We start from the raw sequence: 21,224 nt of genomic DNA on the forward strand, positions 1-21,224 counted from the left end.
CGTAATTCATTTAGCACTAAACTACTAATCCCATGGAATTAGAAAAAACCTTTAATTAGTTCAATAAAAGATAAAAAAACCAATTTCAGCATATGGTTAGCTAAAAATCGGATTATTTCACTAAACAAAAAAGCGCCCCGAATAAGTAGACCTTTTTCTGATTGCGGCAAAAAAGCAGCAAGGTAACTTGAGTTGCAGATCTGGCGAACGGCCTTTTATTAGCGTTCACCAGCAAACCGCAAAATGAAGCTAGCTTCACTTTGTAATTGAAAGAAAAGGAGCGTTAAGTGTCCGTTTTTAAAACAATTGGAGTCATCTTTGCCCTCACGCTTTATTCAGCCTCATGTCTTGGCGATGAATCTAAGCTAGTGGCCTACGAGCTGCCCATAACACTACAAACACTTCTCGAGAGTTCAGGCCGAGACAACGTTATTAACCTTGCACAGTCTGGTGTGCTTAACCAAGCAACGCTTAGCCAGCTTGGTGAAGATAATATCGCTGACTTATTACAGGTCGGTACTAATAATCAGGCTGAAATTTTGCAGTTTGGTCAAGATAACGAAGTCGAACTCTTACAATCTGGTAATGATAATCAAGCCTCTATCACCCAGATTGGCAATGACAATTTAGTACAAATTAATCAGCTGGGGAGTGCCAGTTTTTCAATTGAACAGATTGCAGATGGTGCCGCAATCACAATTACTCAATATTAAAGGGAGCGTCAAATGAGATCGCAAACAACTAAAACTATGATTGCGTTAGCCATCACAGCAAGTTTAGGTATGAGCAGCGCTGCATTAGCGGATTCAGCTAACACTGCAGAAATTACTCAAACAACAGCTGCATCAGGCGCTGTTTTTGGCCAGGATGCTACGGTAAGCCAAACAGGTGATCTAAACATAGCTGCAGTTGATCAAACGGGTGATGCACAAGAAGCAAACGTTACTCAAAACGGCGTATGGCACGAAGCTTATGTTGATTCAACAGGCGAAGATAATGCGATTGATATCAACCAAACTGAAGATTGGCATATTGCAGCTGCTGACGTAACAGGTAACAGCAATTCAGCTACTGTAGAGCAAGGCGGCTTTTTCAGTGAAACAGATATCGATATCACAGGCGATGGCAACGAAGCGACCGTTGCTCAACTAGGTGAGCAAAACGGCGCAGTAGTCGAGTTAATCGGTGACGAAAATACAAGTTACATAGAGCAAGACGGTAACGATAACTTTGCCACGTTCCGTGTTGAGGGCGATGGCAATGACGGTGATATTACCCAGTTTGGTGATAATAACGTCGCAGGTTTTGTGTCATTAGAGGTTACACCTAATGTTGGTAACAATAATGACGTTGAGGTGTATCAAGAAGGTAATGATAACCTTGGTGCTGTAAAAGGTGTTGAAGGTGACAACAACAACTTTATCGTCTCGCAAGAAGGTGATAGCAACACAGGTTTTGTCTATGAGCTGACCGGCTCTGATAATGAGATTGAAATCGATCAAGTAGGTACTAGCAATACAGCGTTCCTAGCACTGGCAACTGGCGATGATAACGATATCGAAATAGAACAAGATGGTATGTCTAACACTATTGGCGATACATTAATTGCTGAAATTCAGGGTAGCGACAACATGATTCGCATCGAACAAGATGGCGATAACAATGGTGCTGAGTTCCAAGTTTTTGGTAACGAAAATAGCTTAATGCTAGATCAAGAAGGAACAGGTAACTTTGCCACTATCGGTCAATATGGTAACGATAATGATGTTTCAATCATGTCTGATGGTGATGATAACCAAGCCGTCGCTTTCACAGAACTTGATGATAACGGTATCGAAATAGCGCAAGAAGGTAATGAAAACTTCGGATACGCTGATGTGGAAGGTTTTGGTAACGATGTTGATATTGAGCAAGATGGCAATGCAAACGAAGCCTTAGTTTCGGTTGATGGTTTTGATAATACTGAAGTTGAAATGACCCAAGAAGGTGATCTGAACCTTATCGACCTAATCATTATTGGCGATGAGAATATTGCAACAATCGCACAAACAGGTAACGGTAACTGGGTTGGCGGTGAAAGTATCGATTCTTTTGAAGTTAGCGGAGTTGATAACAGCCTGAATATCGCACAAACAGGTAACGACAACCTAGTTATGGGTTCACAAACTGGTTCAGGCAACGTAATTAACGTTTCTCAAACTGGTGATTTCAACACTGCTACAGTGATGCAAAACTAGAAGCTAAGATATAAGTAACAATCAAAAAAGGGAGCACTAGCTCCCTTTCTTTATATGTTAAATACATAAACTAAATCAATAATCTAAATCAATAATCTAAATCGCAAAATAACTCACTAAGAGCACAGCTCGAATTGGCTTTGGTAAGTTTGTGCCCAACGTAATAACTCAACTCGATTACGTGATTGCGTCTTTCTGAAAATAGAAGATATATGCGCTTTGACTGTATGCTCACTGATACAAAGTTGATGAGCAATCTCTTTATTACGCGCACCACTTGAAACAAGTTGGATAATGGTTCTTTCGCGATCGGTTAGCATTTGTAGCATAACAACTGTGTCTTGTAATGACTCTCCACCATTATCAAGACGCTTGACCAAATGATTAAACATTTCGCTAAGCAAAACCCTGTCGTACCAAAGCTCATTAGCAACCATTTTACGCAAACCCGTCAATAGTAAATCCATCCCCTGATCGGCATACAATAGACCTTTAATGCCAAGCAACATTGCGGCCTTAGGATCCAAGGTATCGCGCTCAACTTGGTATAGCGCAATTGGATATTGGGAAACTAATCTAGCAGCAACCAACGGGATCCCTTTACTATCTAATGCAGTTCCTTTTTGAGCGACTAGAAAAAAACGATTGCATTCCTTTGCCAAAACTAAATCTGAAGGCTTTTTTATCACTCGAGTTTTTAAGCCAATTGACTCGGCTAAAATAGCCAAATGACAAGGTGATGCAACCTGATGAATAAACACTAACTCATCAATTTTACTCATTGAATTCTCTCCATGAATCTGACTGAGCCGCAAATGTTAAAGAGTAAGGTAATCCTTTGCTCTTCTGCACTACTCCGCTGCGGCAATAAGCGCTTAACATTAATATAACATTGCGAAGTGAATAGCTACAAAAAGCTGCTTTAACAACCAAATTATCCGTAAATAAAAAAGTACGCGGTAGAAAGGACTGAATATTGAATACTAAATAAAAGATAACCAAGAAAAGGCCCTTGCAGGGCCTCTCCAACATAGAGCTATGACTTGTGGTATTTAAGCTGGCGCCCAGTACCCCATAGCAACGCCTTTATCTACCAATTCGGCAACAGCGAGCTCAATGGCTTGTAATACGCAAAACTGCACCGGCTCATTGGTAGTAAATCCAACCTCTGCTTCAGCAAGTCGATTAAGGCTAGTAAAGCGGATTAAGCCGGCACGCATTTCTTGAGAGAATACGCGCTTAGTGGTTGAAACTGACATCATAACTTTGCCCGTATGTACATCTACAGCGCGCAAGTAAATGGTCACTTGATCTTCACGATACATCTCCGAAGCACCTATGCCGTAATACTCTACGCCAGCACCGCCCGTACTAATGTTTGTCTCGTAACTAATAATGCCACCCTCTAATAACAAACGGGCATTGGTTAGCTGGGGCACTTCTTCTTTCTTAGATTTCTCAGGCTGCTTTTTTGTTATTTTTCGCTCAGTCAGCAGGTTCTGTAAGCCCTCCCTTTCTACTGGCGTAAACCACTTAGAGTCAAGCAGCGTTTGCACCAACATAGATGTGGCCCCTTGGGTTACTGCAGTAGAGAAAGAGCTAACATTTTGCTGCGGCTTATATTGCCCGGTTTGATCTCTAAAAGAGTAAACAGCGACAGGAATAGGATACTTAGGACCAGGTTTAGCCATTAGCGCCTGCATCGTTTCGCTAGTTGGGTTGAGTTTAGCTTCTGTAATATTTAGCTCAGGCTTAGGAATAAGACTGCAACCACACAAACCAAGTGCAACCATAAAAGTAGTTAAACGTTTCATGTTTTACCCTCCGTATGTTGGCATTTCAATCACTGTGACTTCACCAGTGATTAAATTAGTGATAGTAAGCATCACTCCACCACCAATAGAGGCCACTTCAATACGGAAGTCCCCGGTGTCATATGTTCCGTCAGTGATTTCACCGCTAGCGACACCACGGGTAATCGTATTCATAATGTTGCGCTCAAGCGACTCTTTAAAACGAGAAACAAAATCCTCTTCCGTCGTTTTGGCGGTATGATCATTTTGTGCATTCGCCTTATTTAGCAAATAAGACCCATTAAGCGCCGAGCCGCCAAAACTGGGATTGATTGGCGTATAAACTAGCTCTGTAGCCTGTACTGAATTAGCCAAGAATACAGCGGCTAAAATTAACATCCTGTTATTCATTTTAGTTATCCTAATATCCGTCTGAACTATCAGCTAACTCTCCTGTAATGGCATTTGCTCTAACTCGAGCAAGATGATCTATGGTGAGTAATATAGCTTGTTCTGCTCTTTCTTTTATCGGGCTAGCTCTGCGCCCAAAGTGAGTTTTATAAATCGTGACGCCGTTAACTTCCAAACTAAGCAAAGTTCCAGCTTGAGGGAAAACGGTTTCATATAGAGTGACATTAAAGCCCTGTGTAAACGGCAGATCTCGCCAGTAACTTGAATAGTAAAAACTAAAGTCCTTACCAAAGCGCGTTAAGGTTCTATCAATTACTAGGCCACTGATCTCAATATCGCTGTCCTGCGCCCACGTAGGTAATGAACAGCAAAAAATCAGCAAAAAAATTGAAAGCTTTACCCGCATCGCAAATACAACCTCTGCATTTAATAAGAACCTATGTTTAGATAAACCGCTTACAATTGGCATGGCTAAGCCCAACCATTTATCGGTTTTCTACACTAGCAGTAATTGAATTGCTTTTGACGCTTGCTTTGACCTGTTTACAGCAAAGCGAACAAACGTAGAAAAAAGGCGTAGTACTTTTGGGTAAGATTATATTTTACGAATTACAGCCATAAAAAAGCCCAGCTACTCGCTGGGCTTTCAATGTTCAAGTTAACATTTAAGTATTTATATCATTTAAAACGGGATATCGTCATCCCAGCCATCATCCAAATCTGGAGTGATCTGCTGTGGCTGCGGAGCTGGACGCTGCTGTGGCGCTTGCTGCGGAGCTGGTGCAGATTGTGGCTTAGGTGCATAACCACCTTGTTGAGGTGCTTGTTGCTGTTGTGGTTGCTGTTGGTAACCACTTTGCTGAGCTGGAGCTTGTGGCTTCGGCTGGTAGCTGTTTTGCTGTTGAGGCTGCTGTGAACCGTAACCGCCTTGCTGTTGAGGCTGCTGTGAACCGTAGCCACCTTGCTGCTGTTGCTGGCCGCCATAGTTCTGGTTGCCACCTTGAGATGGAGCACCCGCATTTTGGTTACGGCTACCTAGCATTTGCATGCTACCACCTTGATCGACAACCACTTCAGTGCTGTAACGATCTTGACCGCTTTGGTCTTTCCACTTACGAGTCTGTAGCTTGCCTTCAAGGTAAACTTGAGAGCCTTTACGTAAATACTCACCAGTGATTTCAGCTAGTTTGCCGAACATCACAACACGGTGCCATTCAGTACGCTCTTGCTGTTGACCTTGTTGGTCTTTCCAAGACTCACTTGTCGCCACGGTAATGTTGGCTACGGCATTGCCATTTGGCATGTAACGTACTTCAGGATCTTGCCCTAAATTACCGACCAAAATTACTTTATTGACACCACGACTAGCCATTGAAATCTCCTGGAACGTATATTAAATTTTTACTAATCGACAGAGCGTAACACAGCTCTGGCTTCTCTCAAATCGAAATGGTCATCTACTTTTAAATAAGCCACTTTTTCTTCGAGTACCACTATCGCCTCTGACACACCGGTAAGTGCCGACAACTCAGTCGCCATGGTCACTGCACTCTGTTTATCAGTTACGTTAGCCTCTAATGTGTAACTCTTGAGTAGCACTGGATTTTTCATACCGAAGGTCAATAAAAACCAAATAACCATCAAGCCTAATGCAACAGAAAACACCCCAGATGCACCTAGTAATTCATAGGCACCACCGCCTAGTAAACCACCACAAAATGCACCTAAAAATTGACTAGTCGAATAAACGCCCATTGCCGAGCCTTTATCGCCAACCGGGCAAAACTTTGCAATTAAGCTTGGCAATGATGCTTCAAGATAATTAAAGCCAGTAAAGAACAGCACCACCGCAATACTCAATACCACTAAGTTATCGGCAAACATCGCCATTGAGCCAAGAGCTGCCATCATAATCAACAGGGCAACTTGGAACATGCCTTTGGTATTATTGCGCTTAACCCCAATAATAATCAGCGGTACCATTAAAAAGAACGCGCCCATAAAGGCTGGAAAATACAGCATCCAGTGCTCTTCTTTGGCAAGTCCCGCATCAACTAAATCGAGCGGTAAAGCCACAAACACAGCTGTTAATACCAGATGCAAAATAAAGATACCGGCATCAAGTCTAAATAATTGTGGGTCGAGCAACATGCGCTTGAGCTTTTCTGGCGCGGCGACCGTGTCGCCCTTAGGTGCTTGTGAAATAGGATTAGGCACTAAGGCTTGCACAATAATCATACCAAGCAAAGCAAGGCCAGCAGTCATAAAGAACAGCCCGGATAATCCAAGGTGCTGCGCTACAATTGGGCCCACTAGTAAGGAGAGTGCAAACGAGAATCCGATACACATACCGATAATCGCCATCACTTTGGTGCGCTGTTCATCGCGGGTTAAGTCTGCAGCAAGTGCTAATACGGCAGCGGCAATCGCGCCCATACCTTGCAAGGCTCGACCGGCAACGACGCCATAAATGGTTTCAGCATTGGCGGCTACTAAGCTACCTAATGCAAAGATTAATAATCCGGCTAAGATGATAGGTTTGCGGCCAAATTTGTCAGATAAAATCCCCATAGGGATCTGCAAAACCGCTTGCGTTAAACCATATGCGCCAATCGCAATACCCACCCATAAAGGCGAGAATCCCTCAAGGTGTTGCCCATAAAGAGCAAAAACAGGCATGATCATAAACAAGCCCATCATGCGCAATCCAAATACACTGGCTAAAGAAAACGCGACTTTTTTCTCAGTCTTAGAAAGTCCGTTGTTGGCCATGCCCCCGCCCTGATCAGTCAACCTTAATTAGGTCGCGGAGTTTATCACGAAGTTTTTCATAGCCCAAAAGTAAAAACTAAAGATGTATAGTCAAGCCATGTTTTAAGTTCTTGGTTCTCAAAGCAGCCATATCAAAGGGCTTAGGGGCTTCACCATGGAAAAATCTATTTTGTCACCTACAATTGATAGCCAGTTCTGTCTATTTCCTGAGGCAAATTTGTGAGATACTTAACCACTTTTTTCGGCTTTGAGATCTGAACGCTAGATGGAAAATATTGAAGTACGTGGTGCTCGTACCCACAATCTTAAAAACATCAACCTGACCATTCCTCGCGACAAACTTATCGTGATCACAGGACTTTCGGGTTCAGGTAAATCTTCTCTAGCGTTTGATACGTTATATGCAGAAGGGCAACGACGCTATGTCGAGTCTTTATCTGCTTATGCGCGTCAATTTTTAAGCTTGATGGAAAAGCCTGATGTTGACCATATTGAAGGTTTGAGCCCGGCAATTTCTATCGAACAAAAATCAACATCTCATAACCCGCGCTCAACCGTGGGTACTATTACCGAAATCTACGATTATTTACGTCTGCTGTTTGCTCGCGTTGGTGAGCCACGTTGCCCAACTCATGGTGAGCCATTAGCCGCACAAACCGTCAGCCAGATGGTCGACAAGGTGCTTGAGCTACCAGAAGACAGTCGTCAAATGCTGCTCGCTCCAGTAGTTAATAACCGCAAAGGCGAGCACGTTAAGCTACTTGAAAGCTTATCGGCACAAGGTTATATCCGCGCCCGTATCGATGGGGAAGTCTGCGACTTAACCGATCCGCCAGAGCTAGACCTGCACGTAAAACATACCATTGAAGTGGTGGTTGACCGCTTTAAAGTACGTGGTGATATCAAGCAACGTTTAGCCGAATCATTTGAAACAGCGCTAGAGCTTTCTGGCGGTATCGCCAAGATTGCTAGCATGGATCCTGCTGAAGGCAAAAATAAGCCTGAAGAGCATGTGTTCTCAGCTAACTTCGCTTGCCCTGTTTGCGGCTACTCAATGGCAGAACTTGAGCCACGCATATTCTCGTTTAACAACCCAGCGGGTGCTTGCCAAACCTGTGATGGTCTAGGCGTACAGCAGTTTTTTGACCCTGAGCGCGTGATCACTAACACCGAGCTTTCATTAGCAGGCGGCGCAATTCGCGGCTGGGACAGACGTAATTTCTATTACTTCCAAATGCTGACCTCGCTTGCCGAGCACTACAAATTTGATATTGAAAAGCCGTTCGAGCAACTAAGCGATGAAGTACGTAAAATTGTACTTTACGGCTCAGGCAATCAAAGCATCGCCTTTAAATATATCAATGATCGCGGCGATGTAGTTGTTAGAAATCATCCATTCGAGGGGATTTTAAACAACATGGACCGCCGTTACCGCGAAACCGAATCAAATGCGGTCCGTGATGAGCTCACCAAGTTTATTAATACTCAGTCTTGCCAAAGCTGTGGCGGCTCACGTCTGCGTGAAGAAGCTCGTAACGTGTTTATTGAAGATCTGAATCTTCCAGTTTTGACTCAGTGGTCTATTGGCGAAGCCATGGACTACTTTGACAAACTTGAGCTAACAGGCCAACGCGCGCAAATTGCCGAAAAAATCCTTAAAGAGGTGCGCGATCGCTTAGGTTTCTTAGTGAACGTTGGCTTAAATTATTTAAGCCTTTCACGCTCTGCTGACACATTGTCAGGCGGTGAAGCCCAGCGAATTCGTCTTGCCAGCCAAATTGGTGCCGGCCTTGTGGGCGTAATGTACGTGTTAGACGAACCATCAATTGGTTTGCATCAACGTGATAACGAGCGCTTGCTACAAACCCTTATTCATCTGCGCGATCTCGGTAACACTGTGATTGTGGTTGAGCACGATGAAGATGCGATTCGTATGGCTGATCACGTGATTGATATCGGCCCAGGTGCCGGTGTGCACGGTGGTCAAGTGATTGGTGAAGGTACACTGCAAGACCTACTTAACTGCAAAGAGTCCATCACAGGTCAGTACCTATCTGGCGAAAAGCAAATTCACATCAAGACTGAACGTACTGAATTTGACCCAACTAAGCTTATCGAGCTATTTGGCGCATCGGGTAACAACCTCCAAGATGTTGATTTGCAAGTTCCTGTTGGCTTATTCACCTGTATCACAGGTGTGTCTGGCTCAGGTAAATCAACGCTTATTAACGACACTTTCTACAAAATTGCTCACATGCAACTTAACGGCGCGACTGTTGATGAGCCAGCACCTTATAAGAAAGTTGTTGGTATGGATCACTGCGATAAAGTGGTCGATATCGACCAGAGCCCAATTGGCCGCACTCCACGCTCAAATCCAGCTACCTATACTGGCATTTTCACCCCAATCCGTGAGCTATTTGCTGCAACACAAGAGTCGCGAACTCGCGGTTATCAGCCGGGTCGTTTCTCGTTTAACGTCAAAGGTGGTCGCTGTGAGGCTTGCCAAGGCGATGGTTTAATCAAGGTAGAAATGCACTTCTTACCGGATGTGTATGTGCCATGTGATAGCTGTAAAGGCCAGCGTTATAACCGTGAAACCTTAGATGTACGCTTTAAAGGTAAGAACATTCACGAAGTGCTGCAGATGACAGTTGAAGAAGCGCGTCCGTTCTTTGAAGCGATTCCAGCTGTTGCACGTAAGCTGCAAACCTTGATGGATGTCGGCTTGTCGTATATTCGTTTAGGTCAAAGTGCAACTACGCTATCAGGCGGTGAAGCGCAGCGAGTTAAACTTGCCAAAGAGCTGTCTAAGCGTGATACCGGCAAAACACTGTATATTCTTGATGAACCGACAACCGGTCTGCACTTTGCAGATATTCAATTGCTATTGGATGTACTGCACCGCCTCAAGTCTCACGGCAACACAATCGTTGTTATTGAGCATAACCTTGATGTGATTAAAACCGCAGACTGGATTATCGATCTAGGTCCTGAAGGTGGATCTGGTGGCGGCACTATTTTAGTTGCGGGTACCCCAGAAGAGGTTGCAGAGCATACAGAGTCCCATACAGCACGCTTCTTAAAGCCACTTTTAGCTAAGTAATAAAGGTTTAAAAAGCAAAAAATGCATTTTGGTAATCTCTTTTTAAGCTTGGGCCTAGTGTTTTCACTCGGCCTTTTACTTACTGCCGTGGTCGACCCTTTAATTGGCAGTTGCAGCGTTCATAGCGCTAGAGTCATTAGCAGCGATAAAGAATCCAGCACGATTGCACTGCCAAACGGCACAGTATCGAGTGTGGCAGTGGGCAATCTTAAAGAGCAGTCGTTAATTCAAGTCGGTGCTAAGCGGCGCTTGTTCTCGCGGGTAAAAGTGTACAAGGTTAAAGCCATTGACCTACCGCAGGTTAACAAAAACGTTATGCAATTCAGCCAAATATAAGTTCACTTGTTTTGGCCTCATTAAGCCGATAACTTGCTAACATAATAGTTAGCAAGTTATTAAAAAGGCGAAAATGGATGTTGCGTTTACTGTGCTTAATTATATTTGTATCACTGAGTGGCTGTGCTTCTGGCCCAAGTTGCAATAAAAAGCCGGAGCTCAGTTGGGCTAATACTGCAACTATAACCGCCGATATCAAAACCCTAACCAGTAGCGACATGGCCGGCCGTAAAACCGGCTCTCAAGGCGCGGCGCTTGCCCGAGATTTTCTGCAGCAACGCTTTCAACTAATTGGGCTTGAGCCATGGCAAGGCCAATACCAGCACGCTTTTACTTATCGCCACTCATTTAGCAATAAAGTGGGTATCAATATTATTGGTGTCGTGCCAGCCAACTCTCATAGTGACAACTGGCGCATGGTAATTGCCCATTACGACCATTTAGGCGGTAGCAATAAGCGTTATTATCCCGGTGCTGATGATAATGCGTCAGGCATTGCCGGATTATTACAACTCGCTGAACACGCAATAAAGCAAACAAATGACGTTAACCTCCTGTTTGTCGCCACAGATGCCGAAGAGCCAGGATTATACGGCGCCTATGCGTTAACCGAACAATTCGCTTTAACCGCCACAACGCCGCAAGCTAAGCAAATACAACTTGCTATAAATCTAGATATGATTGGCAGACCCAATAGAACGAAAGCGATTTATATAGAAGGGCTTAGAAGGTTTCATTCGGCTGTGGAGATCCGTAAAACGCTCATACAAGATAATCAATTATGTATACGTACTCAGCAGCCTAAAAGCTTTGACGGCTCAGCCATTACTATTGATTATCTAAGAGCATCTGATCATTACCCACTACATAAAGTTGGCATTCCTTGGCTGTACTTTGGCGTTCCGACTCACAGGGATTACCACCAACCAACAGATACACAGGAAAAGCTAAATATTAACTTTATTGCAGCAGTAAGCGAATCTGCGTACCAATTGCTAAAAATAGACACTTTACTGCTACAAAATTCCCATTAACGTGAACAAAGACTGACTTTTCATTATGTGTAAATCATTATTTGGCCTACTATTTGCTTTGTAATTCGATAAAAATTCAAGATTAATTGGTATTACCAATTAGGTGCTGCTATACTAGTCGGCTTACTGATACGTTTTCGGTGCGGGAAGTCGACACGGGGTTGATTTTCTGTCTATTACACTTAAGCACATACTATTGTGCTCAGCTATTCCACAAGGCTACAACCCATGTCATCCAATGAAAAAACTTTCCGCGAACTCGGCCTTGCCGAGCCTTTGTTGCGTGCTCTTGACGAGTTAGGTTACGAAAAACCAACTCCTATTCAGGCAGCAAGTATCGAGCCTCTAATGGCTGGTAAAGATATTTTAGGTCAAGCGCAAACTGGTACAGGTAAAACTGGTGCTTTCGCACTACCTTTACTAAACAGCATTGACCCAACTACCAATGCACCACAAATTCTAGTACTAGCACCAACTCGTGAACTTGCAGTTCAGGTTGCAGAAGCATTTGCTAGCTACGCAAAATTCATGAAAGGTCTACATGTTCTGCCAATTTACGGCGGACAAAGCATGCACCAGCAGTTAAATGCATTGCGTCGTGGCCCTCAAATCATCGTTGGTACTCCAGGCCGTGTTATGGACCATATGCGTCGTGGCACACTTAAGCTTGATACATTAAAAGCTATGGTACTGGACGAAGCTGATGAAATGCTAAAAATGGGCTTCATCGATGATATCGAATGGATCCTTGAGCACACGCCTAAGTCACGTCAACTAGCGCTATTCTCTGCAACTATGCCAGAGCAAATTAAGCGTGTTGCTAACAAATACCTAAATGAGCCACAGCATGTAAGCATCGCTGCGACTCACACTACTGTTGAAACAATCGAACAGCGTTTCGTACAAGTTTCACAACACAATAAACTAGAAGCACTTGTACGTGTTCTAGAAGTTGAGAAGACTGAAGGTATCATTATCTTCGTTCGTACTCGTAACAGCTGTGTTGAACTAGCTGAGAAGTTAGAAGCTCGCGGTTACGCTTCATCACCACTACACGGTGACATGAACCAGCAAGCACGTGAACGTGCCGTTGACCAACTTAAGCGCGGCAAGCTAGATATCATTATTGCAACTGACGTTGCAGCACGTGGTCTAGACGTTGAGCGTATCGGTCACGTAGTAAACTTTGATATCCCTTATGATACTGAAGCTTACGTTCACCGTATTGGCCGTACTGGCCGTGCTGGTCGTACAGGTATGGCAATTCTATTCGTTACTCATCGTGAAATGCGTATGCTACGCACTATCGAGCGTGCGACTAAGAGCCGTATTTCACCAATGGATATCCCTAGCCCAGAAACAGTGACTGAACGTCGTCTATCTCGTCTAGGTGAGCAAGTTGCTGAAATCATTTCTCAAGATCTTGAGTTCATGAAAGGTGCAGTAGCAACTTTATGTCAAGAACTTGAAGTTGATACCGACGTACTAGCAGCAGCATTGCTACACCAAGTACAAAAAGATCGTCCACTGCAGTTACCTGCAATGAACGAACGTCAACGTGATAGCCGTGACGACCGTAACTCTCGTGACCGCAATGATCGTGGTCCACGTGATCGTAGCGACCGTCCACGTCGTGAATCTCGCCCAACACCAGCTAACCTAGGTGCTGCTGATTCACTAAAAGACAATCCAGACGTTAAGATGTGCCGTTACATCATCGATGTAGGTCGTGACAATGGTGTTGGCGTAGGTAACATCGTTGGTGCAGTTGCTAACGAAGCAAACATCGACAGCCGTTACATTGGTCAAATCCAGTTATTCGACCAAGTAACAGCAATTGACTTGCCAGATGGCATGCCAAAAGAAGTGTTACAGCACCTTAAGAAAGTACGTGTTTGTGGTCGTCCACTAAACATCCGCGAAGCTGCTGGTGAAACTTTTGCTAATACTTCTGGTGGCGACAGCCGTCCACCACGTCGTCCACGTAACGACCGCCGTCCATCAGGTGATCGTAGCGACCGTCGTCCTTCTGGTGACAGAAAGCCGCACCGCAAAGGTCCAAGAGACGCTGAATAAGTCTTTAAGTTAAGAACGCAAGTTCGATAACGACAGCTAAAAAGGAGCCATAAGGCTCCTTTTTTGTATCTCTAGTTTGTGAACATTACCTACTTGCTTTCGATGACTTAAGTGCTATTTACACAATAACGAATTCAAGCTTATGGCTCTAACTTTAGGTTAATTTGCTTCACACATACAGCTAAGCACCTTTCACTTAGTCCCAATACAAAGCTCAGTTGCTAGCGTGAGGCATTCGTTCAAAACGACTATCCGCGTAAACTGATTTTAAGCAATAAAAAACCACCTATTAAGGTGGTTTTGTCTCATTTAATAGCAACTAAAGCTATTAACTAAATATTAAGCTGTCGCTTGCTTCAACGCTTTGCGTTTTTGCCAGATAGGCGATAGTTGCACAACGATCACTGAGGCTATAATCAACACGATTCCGCTAAAGGATAACGGGTCGATAATCGCGCCTTTAATCAGGTCACTCCACCAACCTAAGCTGACGACAATTGCAGTTAGCGTAAAGCTAATCACAGGCGTTAACGCCAACATTGCGCTCACTTGTCCCGTTGGCCAATACTTCATTGACTGACCAAAGCAGCCATACGCAATTAAGGTGTTAATCGCACAGAATATCGCAATAGCCCATTCATTGCTGTCCATAGAGGCAAACTGAGTTAAATCACTAAATGGTGCCATAGCAAAAATGCCAAACAAGTAGATGAACAACAATATGTTATTTGGAGACAGTCGCTTAATCATCGACTTTTGAATGAGTGCGTAGCTTGCCCAAGATAAAACAGAGAATTGAACAATCAACACACCTTTCCATACGTCAGAGGGCCCAGCAGAAAAGCCTAGGTAAGGATGAAAGAACATCAACATTCCCAATGCTAACGTTGCAAAACAGCTAAGTTGTACTGCATTAAGCTTTTCTTTAAAAAATAACATGCCACCGAAAGCTAAAAAGAAGGGTGCTGTTTGAAAGTTTAGCTGAGCTGAACCCGGCGCTAAATACTTAAGCGAATAAACAAACGACACATAGTTAAAGATTAAAAATATCCCCGCTAAGGTCAACTTAATCCAAGACGTTTTATCTAAGTCTTTAAACTGCTTAATGCTGCCACTAAGACACTGGATGGCAAAACTCACCACTAACGCGACTAAAAATCGAAACCAAGTCAAAGTTACCGGATCGATAAACATCCCCGATAGTTTAAGTGCGATGGGCAGCAGCCCCCAGAAAAGTACTGCGACTGAAATAAAGATAAATCCGAGTTTGAACTCTGCACGCTGAGTAAGCGTATCCATGATGTGCTCGATACAGATAAAAGAAGATCGGCATAGTGCCTTAAACAGTCAAGCTTGGTCTAGAATTAATCAACTTGCTTATATAAAGCATGCTCTACCGCAAGTTCGGCTTTTATCGAATTTAAACAAGACTCACAAATACACGCTTTACCATCAAGTGCCGCTAACATTTCTTCAGTTAGCACCTTTGTTAGGCCCTCTTTAGTCAAATATGGCTGTTTATTACACCAGCAATCATTAATATCTCCGCCCGATGTAACCGCACAAGCATTTAGCTGTTGGCACAAAGGGCAATTTTCTGTTGGTTGCTTCACTTATTGACTCTCGTAATACGTAGTTGAAAAGTTAACTCTATAAGCCAGCGCTCTGCATTAAAGCTAGCTTGTTAAATTGATTATCCATAATCTATTTCCTTTGCTGTGTGGGCTAAAAACTAACAATAAGCCTCATTCAACTCAACCCAGTTAGCTTCAGTAGCAAACAAAACAAAGGAGCATGATTACGCCCCTTTGTTAACTTATAAAACTAAACAGCAGATTCCTCAGCTAAGTCATGACTTACTCAGCTTTTTTGGGGTTAATTTTGTAAGCCTTAGATCCGAGTTCAGTTTGACCAGCAACACTTTTTCCGTAATAGCCTTGATGTTGATGATATTGCTGCTGCAGCTTATTAATATCACCTTTAAAGCGTGGATCTTGCGGGCGCTCTTTGGCATTGATGTATGCCGCTACATCCCAAGCTTGCTGATTAGTTAACTGAATGCTTTTACCAAAAGGCATGTTCTCATAAATGAAATATGCTGCAGTGTTTACCCTATGCATACCAGCGCCCCAGTTAAAGCTCTGCGGTCCCCAAAGTGGAGGCAAAGAGTAAACTCCAGCGGTCTCGTAACCTTGTCCATCAACATTATGGCAAGATTGGCAATGAGCTTGATACACAGCCTTACCTCGCTCTGGTGAGTAAGCTTGTTCTGGTGCAGGAATTTTAGGGTACGCTTTACCCGGCAATTTAGCACGCTGCTCTAGCGTCATCGCCGCTTTCACAGCCGCTGGCATAGCAAAGTCATCACGCTTACCACCTTTTAATAGCTCAGCATCACTAAGCGCTGGCACGGGCGATGAAACACCTGCTTGGTCCATTAAGCCGCTCATGCCCAGCCAATAAGAGTAGGCAGACAAAGCCACGAGCTCTTCGCTACCAGACGCCGGCGGTTTGCCATTCATCGAATAGGTAAAGCAGCCCTGAAGCCGCTCTTCATAACTATTAACTTTATCATTTTTCTTACGATAAGCTGGATAGGCAAAATAGGCAGCCCAGAGTGGTGCGGCATTGGCTTTGCGGCCCGCATCCATATGGCAATTTGAACAATTGAGGTTATTACCTACGTATTTGTCGCGCATCTGCTGCGAGTTAACAAATAACTGATAACCTTTACGCACTTTATCACCAAACTCGCCTTCGGGAATGGCTGATAACGCGCGAGGCTGGAGATAGGCTTGGCCTGCCTTTTTTACACTGGCATCCAACTCCGCCTGTCTATCAGGCAAGGTCTCTGCTTGAGCTGCAAAACTACACATAACAAAAAGCAGACTGGTTTTTATAAGTTTCATAGCGTGCTCCTTATTTTAGTGTCGAGAAATACTGTGCTAATGCTTCAATTTCAGCAGCGGTCAACTTGCCTGCAATAGTGCCCATGACAGCATCTTGATCACCGCCTCTAGTACCTTGTTGCCAAGCAATTAATTGGTTTTTAATATACGACGCTTGCTGGCCAGCTAAACGAGGGAAATCACCGACACCAAGACCTGATGGGCCATGACATGTTACGCAAGCAGGAATAATTCGCTGCCAGTCGCCTTGATACACAAGGCGTTCAGTAGGATCGGTATAACTGACTTTCTCGCCTCTTAAGTGTGGAGTAATAATAGTGGCAGGCTGCGCCGCAAAGTAATCGGCAACTTCCTTTATTGATGGCCCTTGTAGCGTCATAGCCATTGGTGCCATGGTCGCATTTTGCCTTTTACCGGTTTGAAAAAGCGTAATTTGCTTAGCGATATAATCAGATGATAGCCCAGCAAGCATTGGACCTAATGGCTCAACACCTTGGCCTTGCGGCCCATGACAACTACCACAAAGCGCAGCAGCTGGCGGCATTGCGGCAAAAGACGATCCACTCAGCGTTAATAACGCCCCTATTATGACTCGACGAAACATGGTCCCACCTCCATTTTCAAATCTAATATTTAATCTAATTAAATGCGTTCTATTATTTTATAGCCGCTAACTAACTACTTGATATACGGCCGGGTTGCGAGGTTAACATAGAAGCCTTTTACTTTAGATCAAGCTTAATTTATCTAGCAAACCTTGCAATTATTAGCGTTAAACTGATATTGGCATCCACTAAAGCCGGTCTATTGTGTATGCAAGGTTAGATTAAATAGAGTTGATATAGGCTGTTACACACGCTCTATATCAATGCACTTCATAACCTCAAACATTGTTTGTATCTTTCCTTTAAACATAGCTTAACTCGCTGAAAAGCCATACTCCCACCAACAATACCTCAGGAATTACAGGCATAAAAAAACCAACAACTTAAAAAGCTGTTGGTTCAATTAGTTAAGGCTAGCTAAGTATTTACTTGCTTGGACGAACACCTAATGTGTGACAAATCGCATAAGTCAGCTCAGCACGGTTTAGAGTGTAGAAGTGGAAGTCTTTCACGCCTTCACGTGATAGTACTTTAACCATATCAATCGCCACGTTAGCGCCGACCATCTGACGGGTTGTCGGATCATCTTCTAGCCCCTCAAACTGGCGGTGTAACCAACTTGGAATAGACACATTTGTCATCGCGGCAAAGCGCTTAGTTTGATTAAAGTTAGTTACAGGTAAAATGCCCGGTACGATTTCAGCTTCAATGCCTGCAGCCGCGCAGCGGTCACGAAAACGTAAGTATGACTCTACATCGAAGAAGAACTGAGTAATGGCGCGGTTGGCCCCCGCATCAATCTTCTTTTTCAAATGAATAAGGTCCGCTTGTGCGTTACTCGCATCAGGGTGCACTTCTGGGTAAGCCGCAACAGAAATATCAAAATCAGCCACCGAGCGCAGCAAGCTGACAAGATCATTGGCAAAACGCGTAGGTTTAGGGCTGCCATCTGGTAAGTCACCACGTAGCGCGACGATGTCACGAATACCGCTGTTCCAGTAATGCTTAGCTAGCTCTTTTAACTCTTCATCACTTGCGTCAACTAATGTTAGGTGTGGTGCAGCCAGCAGATTAGTCTCTTGTTGGATGCGCTCAATCACACTGTGGGTTCTATCACGAACGCCAGAATTTGCACCGTAGGTGACCGAAACAAACTTAGGATTAAGTGGCTCTAATCGACGAATGGAGTTCCAAAGTAAAGTTTCCATCTCTGGAGTTGAAGGCGGGAAAAATTCAAAAGAAACGTTAATATCACCATTTAGCTCAGATAAGCTCTGGTTTAGTGACGTAGCATGTTGCGCATGATGAAAACCCATTTCTACTTCCTCAACTTCACATTAGATTTTATTTTAATTTAGACGTTTGGACGTCTATATGTCTACATACTAGAGAAACTAACATTGAAGTCAAGCTTAAAAAGCAGGCAAATGAGTTTTTTTCTTGGAACAATATATAAACGTTATTTAGGGTGGGCCAGAGACAACAAAAAAGGACTCAAATGAGTCCCTTTTAATGTTTATTCATTGAAGTACATGAAAATTATTCTTGTAACAGATCACGGCAGATATGAGCGAGATCCGACTGTACTGCAGCGGCAGTTACTAATCGGCCAGCGCCTGGACCTCTAATGATCAGTGGGTTGTCTTGATAAAACTCGCTACGAATGACGAACACATTATCACCAGGAGTGAGGTTGGCATAAGGATGACTATTATCGACCCATTGTATGCCCACTTCAGCTTTCAGCTTGCCATCAACTTTATCTAACGAGGCCACATATCTCAGCACTTTATCTTGCTCTGCTGCGGTCACAAATTGCTGTAGCATGTCAGCATCAAGTTCATCAATTCGTGATAAGAACTGCTCTAGCGATAGCTCCGCCAATGCAGCAGGCACTAACGACTTTAGCTCAATATCGTCAAGCTCAATCTCAAAGCCGATTTCACGCGCTAAGATTAGAAGCTTACGCTGCATATCACGGCCAGATAAGTCATCACGCGGATCTGGCTCGGTGATCCCTAGGCCTTTTGCTTCAAGTACCAACTCTGAAAACGGCTTTTTAGCGTCAAAGTTTTCAAATAGCCAACACAAGGTACCAGAGAAGATACCGCCAACCGCTTCAATGCTATCACCACTATTATGTAGATCATTTAACGCGTGCTGTACTGGTAATCCTGCACCGCAGCTAGCGTTATAACGCCAAAACAAACGGCGATTGTCCAACTGCTGCTTTAGCTCAAGATAGAAAGGCAGCGGCCCAGAACCTGCAAGTTTATTGGCGCTTACCACATGAATGCCTCGAGCGAAAAACTCAGGGTATTGCAGGGTAAGATCAGCACTAGCACTAATATCTAGTGCAATAACTTCATCACACTCAAGCTGATGTAATTCATCGAATAGCGTATCGTATTGCCATGGGGTCGCTGCATTCTCGAAAGCAGATTTCCAGCTGTCGAGTTCAATCCCATCATCACTGATCAAGGCTTTTTTAGAACTAAGTAAGCCAACAAGCTCTACACTGGCTTCAAGTTCTTTATTAAGTGCAGCTTGTGCGCTTGCGAATAACTCGACCCAAGCTTCACCAATATTACCAACACCAAGTAACAACACACCAATGCGCTTGCGAGGACCTGCACAGCGGCGATGGACTTTCTGTGTAAGTAGATTGACCTGGCTTTGTGGTACTAAGGTGACAAGGCTCATACCATCATTAAATAACGGTCTAGCATTACGACTTAACAAACGTGCAAAGCCACGGCGATATAGGTTTGCATCAGCGCTAACTAAGGCGACAAGTCCTAAGTTATCGGTGATTTTGATATCACTCACGCCAAGCGCTTCACTATTAGTTTCGAGTAAAGCAAGTACCTGCTTTTGGTTTTCAAGGGTTACTGTTAACTCGATGCGATTTTGGCCAAGTTCCCAGTGTGCTAACGGGCTAAGTCCGGCTTCATCTAATAATGCGATAAACGGCTTAAACTGGGTTTTTAGCTCAAGGTTAAATAGCGCCACACTATTTAAGTTGGTCACAACCGGTGCACTCGCTGACGAGCTTTTAGGTGCAATCAAGGTAAAGTCAGTATGTGAAGCGTAGCTTGAGCGAACCGCTAGGCTCACTTCAGTATCAAACAATGGCTGCAGTGTACGGTTATGCAGCACAGGCGATCCAAGGTGCGCTAAGCGATTAGCTTCAGCTAATGACAAACTGCTTAGCAGCTTAGCATCATTGATTTTATTTGGGTCGGCGTTAAATACACCTTCCACGTCGGTCCAAATTGTCACGCGCTCAATATCGGCCAAACTCGCAATTAAGGTTGCGCTAAAGTCTGAGCCGTTACGGCCAAGTAACAGGGTATCGCCGCGCTCATTAGCGCAAATAAAACCAGTAATAATTAGGCGTTCGTTTGGATGTGATTCAGTCAATGCGTGCACTCGGGCACGTGACTCTTGCAAGCGAATTTGTGGTACTGCCGCTTCATCGGCAATCAACAAAGTACGCGCATCAACATCTGATGCCGCTACACCTGATTCACGTAACAGCGCCGCTAACAAACGCGCCGACCAACGTTCACCAAAGCTCACCACTTGGCTGCTTTGATAATCATTAATCGATGGAATTGATAATAAGCTGATCAGCTGTGACTGATCAGTTGATAAACGTTCGCGCAATGAACGAGCTTGTTCATTAGAAAGCAGTTGTTCAATTAAGTTTTGCTGAAAACTAATCAGTGTTTGCAGCTCTTCTTGCCACAACTGCTTAGTAGCACTTAGCTCCAGTAACTTATATAAAAAGTTAGTGCTTTTACCTGCAGCAGAAACCACAACTAAATCGTCGCTGTGGCCGTGCGTCAGTAAGATATGAGCAACGCGACGGTAACAGTCTGCATCAGCCAGACTTGAGCCACCAAATTTATGTAAGTGACAGCGTGCCATCGTATACCCCTT

18 protein-coding genes are annotated in these 21,224 nt (G+C 44.0%); 6 read left to right on the forward strand and 12 right to left on the reverse strand.

What is annotated here, in order from left to right; translation table 11 throughout:
- Positions 1-287 precede the first annotated feature (287 nt).
- Together MSG37_RS08560 and MSG37_RS08565 are read left to right on the forward strand one after the other, a co-directional pair.
- A complete protein-coding gene (locus MSG37_RS08560) occupies positions 288-713 on the forward strand; it encodes a curlin (protein WP_348984459.1) in 426 nt (141 codons plus the stop codon).
- 12 nt (positions 714-725) lie between these two features.
- Positions 726-2,237 carry a curlin gene (locus MSG37_RS08565; protein ID WP_248470174.1) on the forward strand — a complete coding sequence of 504 codons (1,512 nt, stop codon included), beginning with the start codon at positions 726-728 and terminating at the stop codon, positions 2,235-2,237.
- A gap of 116 nt (positions 2,238-2,353) precedes the next feature.
- Here MSG37_RS08565 and MSG37_RS08570 read toward each other — a convergent pair whose 3' ends face one another.
- The 6 genes from MSG37_RS08570 to MSG37_RS08595 form a co-directional block, all read right to left on the reverse strand.
- Positions 2,354-3,019 carry a response regulator transcription factor gene (locus MSG37_RS08570; RefSeq protein ID WP_248470175.1) on the reverse strand — a complete coding sequence of 222 codons (666 nt, stop codon included), beginning with the start codon at positions 3,017-3,019 and terminating at the stop codon, positions 2,354-2,356.
- A 270-nt stretch (positions 3,020-3,289) separates the two neighbouring features.
- Positions 3,290-4,051, reverse strand: coding sequence for a CsgG/HfaB family protein (locus MSG37_RS08575; RefSeq protein ID WP_248470176.1), 762 nt, complete (start codon positions 4,049-4,051; stop codon positions 3,290-3,292).
- A gap of 3 nt (positions 4,052-4,054) precedes the next feature.
- Entirely contained in the window at positions 4,055-4,441 is a 387-nt protein-coding gene (locus MSG37_RS08580) for a curli assembly protein CsgF (protein ID WP_248470177.1), read from the reverse strand.
- A 10-nt stretch (positions 4,442-4,451) separates the two neighbouring features.
- The gene (locus tag MSG37_RS08585) at positions 4,452-4,847 is read right to left on the reverse strand and encodes a curli production assembly/transport protein CsgE (protein WP_248470247.1); all 396 of its coding nucleotides are present in this window, start codon (positions 4,845-4,847) and stop codon (positions 4,452-4,454) included.
- A gap of 276 nt (positions 4,848-5,123) precedes the next feature.
- Positions 5,124-5,813 (reverse strand): single-stranded DNA-binding protein, encoded by a 690-nt coding sequence (ssb, locus tag MSG37_RS08590; RefSeq protein WP_248470178.1) that lies wholly within the window; start codon positions 5,811-5,813, stop codon positions 5,124-5,126.
- A 32-nt stretch (positions 5,814-5,845) separates the two neighbouring features.
- Positions 5,846-7,213: an MFS transporter gene (locus MSG37_RS08595; protein WP_248470179.1), complete on the reverse strand. Its 1,368-nt coding sequence runs from the start codon at positions 7,211-7,213 to the stop codon at positions 5,846-5,848.
- Between the two features lie 265 nt (positions 7,214-7,478).
- Here MSG37_RS08595 and uvrA point away from each other — a divergent pair, with 265 nt between their 5' ends.
- From uvrA to MSG37_RS08615, 4 genes are all read left to right on the forward strand, one after another.
- The gene (uvrA, locus tag MSG37_RS08600) at positions 7,479-10,319 is read left to right on the forward strand and encodes an excinuclease ABC subunit UvrA (protein WP_248470180.1); all 2,841 of its coding nucleotides are present in this window, start codon (positions 7,479-7,481) and stop codon (positions 10,317-10,319) included.
- Between the two features lie 21 nt (positions 10,320-10,340).
- Positions 10,341-10,655, forward strand: a complete 315-nt coding sequence (locus tag MSG37_RS08605; protein ID WP_248470181.1) for a hypothetical protein — start codon at positions 10,341-10,343, stop codon at positions 10,653-10,655.
- A 77-nt stretch (positions 10,656-10,732) separates the two neighbouring features.
- Positions 10,733-11,689: a M28 family peptidase gene (locus MSG37_RS08610; RefSeq protein WP_248470182.1), complete on the forward strand. Its 957-nt coding sequence runs from the start codon at positions 10,733-10,735 to the stop codon at positions 11,687-11,689.
- A gap of 228 nt (positions 11,690-11,917) precedes the next feature.
- Positions 11,918-13,765, forward strand: a complete 1,848-nt coding sequence (locus tag MSG37_RS08615) for a DEAD/DEAH box helicase (protein WP_248470183.1) — start codon at positions 11,918-11,920, stop codon at positions 13,763-13,765.
- A gap of 339 nt (positions 13,766-14,104) precedes the next feature.
- Here MSG37_RS08615 and MSG37_RS08620 read toward each other — a convergent pair whose 3' ends face one another.
- The 6 genes from MSG37_RS08620 to MSG37_RS08645 all read right to left on the reverse strand — a co-directional run bounded on the left by MSG37_RS08620 (position 14,105) and on the right by MSG37_RS08645 (position 21,212).
- Entirely contained in the window at positions 14,105-15,064 is a 960-nt protein-coding gene (locus tag MSG37_RS08620) for a DMT family transporter (protein WP_248470184.1), read from the reverse strand.
- A gap of 65 nt (positions 15,065-15,129) precedes the next feature.
- Positions 15,130-15,378 carry a cysteine-rich CWC family protein gene (locus tag MSG37_RS08625; protein WP_248470185.1) on the reverse strand — a complete coding sequence of 83 codons (249 nt, stop codon included), beginning with the start codon at positions 15,376-15,378 and terminating at the stop codon, positions 15,130-15,132.
- Positions 15,379-15,621: 243 nt separating this feature from the next.
- The gene (locus MSG37_RS08630; RefSeq protein WP_248470249.1) at positions 15,622-16,641 is read right to left on the reverse strand and encodes a c-type cytochrome; all 1,020 of its coding nucleotides are present in this window, start codon (positions 16,639-16,641) and stop codon (positions 15,622-15,624) included.
- A gap of 43 nt (positions 16,642-16,684) precedes the next feature.
- Positions 16,685-17,218: a c-type cytochrome gene (locus tag MSG37_RS08635; protein ID WP_248470250.1), complete on the reverse strand. Its 534-nt coding sequence runs from the start codon at positions 17,216-17,218 to the stop codon at positions 16,685-16,687.
- A gap of 486 nt (positions 17,219-17,704) precedes the next feature.
- Positions 17,705-18,595, reverse strand: a complete 891-nt coding sequence (gene metF / locus MSG37_RS08640) for a methylenetetrahydrofolate reductase (protein WP_248470187.1) — start codon at positions 18,593-18,595, stop codon at positions 17,705-17,707.
- Positions 18,596-18,818: 223 nt separating this feature from the next.
- The gene (locus MSG37_RS08645; protein WP_248470188.1) at positions 18,819-21,212 is read right to left on the reverse strand and encodes a bifunctional aspartate kinase/homoserine dehydrogenase II; all 2,394 of its coding nucleotides are present in this window, start codon (positions 21,210-21,212) and stop codon (positions 18,819-18,821) included.
- Positions 21,213-21,224 lie beyond the last annotated feature (12 nt).

This window comes from Shewanella sp. 1CM18E, assembly GCF_023161665.1.
Classification (GTDB): domain Bacteria; phylum Pseudomonadota; class Gammaproteobacteria; order Enterobacterales; family Shewanellaceae; genus Shewanella.

Excerpts from the sequence above, each read along its gene's own strand:
- MSG37_RS08565 (WP_248470174.1), top strand. The coding sequence starts at position 726 with ATGAGATCGCAAACAACTAAAACTATGATTGCGTTAGCCATCACAGCA.
- MSG37_RS08570 (WP_248470175.1), bottom strand. The coding sequence starts at position 3,019 with ATGAGTAAAATTGATGAGTTAGTGTTTATTCATCAGGTTGCATCACCT.
- MSG37_RS08575 (WP_248470176.1), bottom strand. The coding sequence starts at position 4,051 with ATGAAACGTTTAACTACTTTTATGGTTGCACTTGGTTTGTGTGGTTGC.
- MSG37_RS08580 (WP_248470177.1), bottom strand. The coding sequence starts at position 4,441 with ATGAATAACAGGATGTTAATTTTAGCCGCTGTATTCTTGGCTAATTCA.
- MSG37_RS08585 (WP_248470247.1), bottom strand. The coding sequence starts at position 4,847 with ATGCGGGTAAAGCTTTCAATTTTTTTGCTGATTTTTTGCTGTTCATTA.
- ssb (WP_248470178.1), bottom strand. The coding sequence starts at position 5,813 with ATGGCTAGTCGTGGTGTCAATAAAGTAATTTTGGTCGGTAATTTAGGG.
- MSG37_RS08595 (WP_248470179.1), bottom strand. The coding sequence starts at position 7,213 with ATGGCCAACAACGGACTTTCTAAGACTGAGAAAAAAGTCGCGTTTTCT.
- uvrA (WP_248470180.1), top strand. The coding sequence starts at position 7,479 with ATGGAAAATATTGAAGTACGTGGTGCTCGTACCCACAATCTTAAAAAC.
- MSG37_RS08605 (WP_248470181.1), top strand. The coding sequence starts at position 10,341 with ATGCATTTTGGTAATCTCTTTTTAAGCTTGGGCCTAGTGTTTTCACTC.
- MSG37_RS08610 (WP_248470182.1), top strand. The coding sequence starts at position 10,733 with ATGTTGCGTTTACTGTGCTTAATTATATTTGTATCACTGAGTGGCTGT.
- MSG37_RS08615 (WP_248470183.1), top strand. The coding sequence starts at position 11,918 with ATGTCATCCAATGAAAAAACTTTCCGCGAACTCGGCCTTGCCGAGCCT.
- MSG37_RS08620 (WP_248470184.1), bottom strand. The coding sequence starts at position 15,064 with ATGGATACGCTTACTCAGCGTGCAGAGTTCAAACTCGGATTTATCTTT.
- MSG37_RS08630 (WP_248470249.1), bottom strand. The coding sequence starts at position 16,641 with ATGTGTAGTTTTGCAGCTCAAGCAGAGACCTTGCCTGATAGACAGGCG.
- MSG37_RS08635 (WP_248470250.1), bottom strand. The coding sequence starts at position 17,218 with ATGCCGCCAGCTGCTGCGCTTTGTGGTAGTTGTCATGGGCCGCAAGGC.
- metF (WP_248470187.1), bottom strand. The coding sequence starts at position 18,595 with ATGGGTTTTCATCATGCGCAACATGCTACGTCACTAAACCAGAGCTTA.
- MSG37_RS08645 (WP_248470188.1), bottom strand. The coding sequence starts at position 21,212 with ATGGCACGCTGTCACTTACATAAATTTGGTGGCTCAAGTCTGGCTGAT.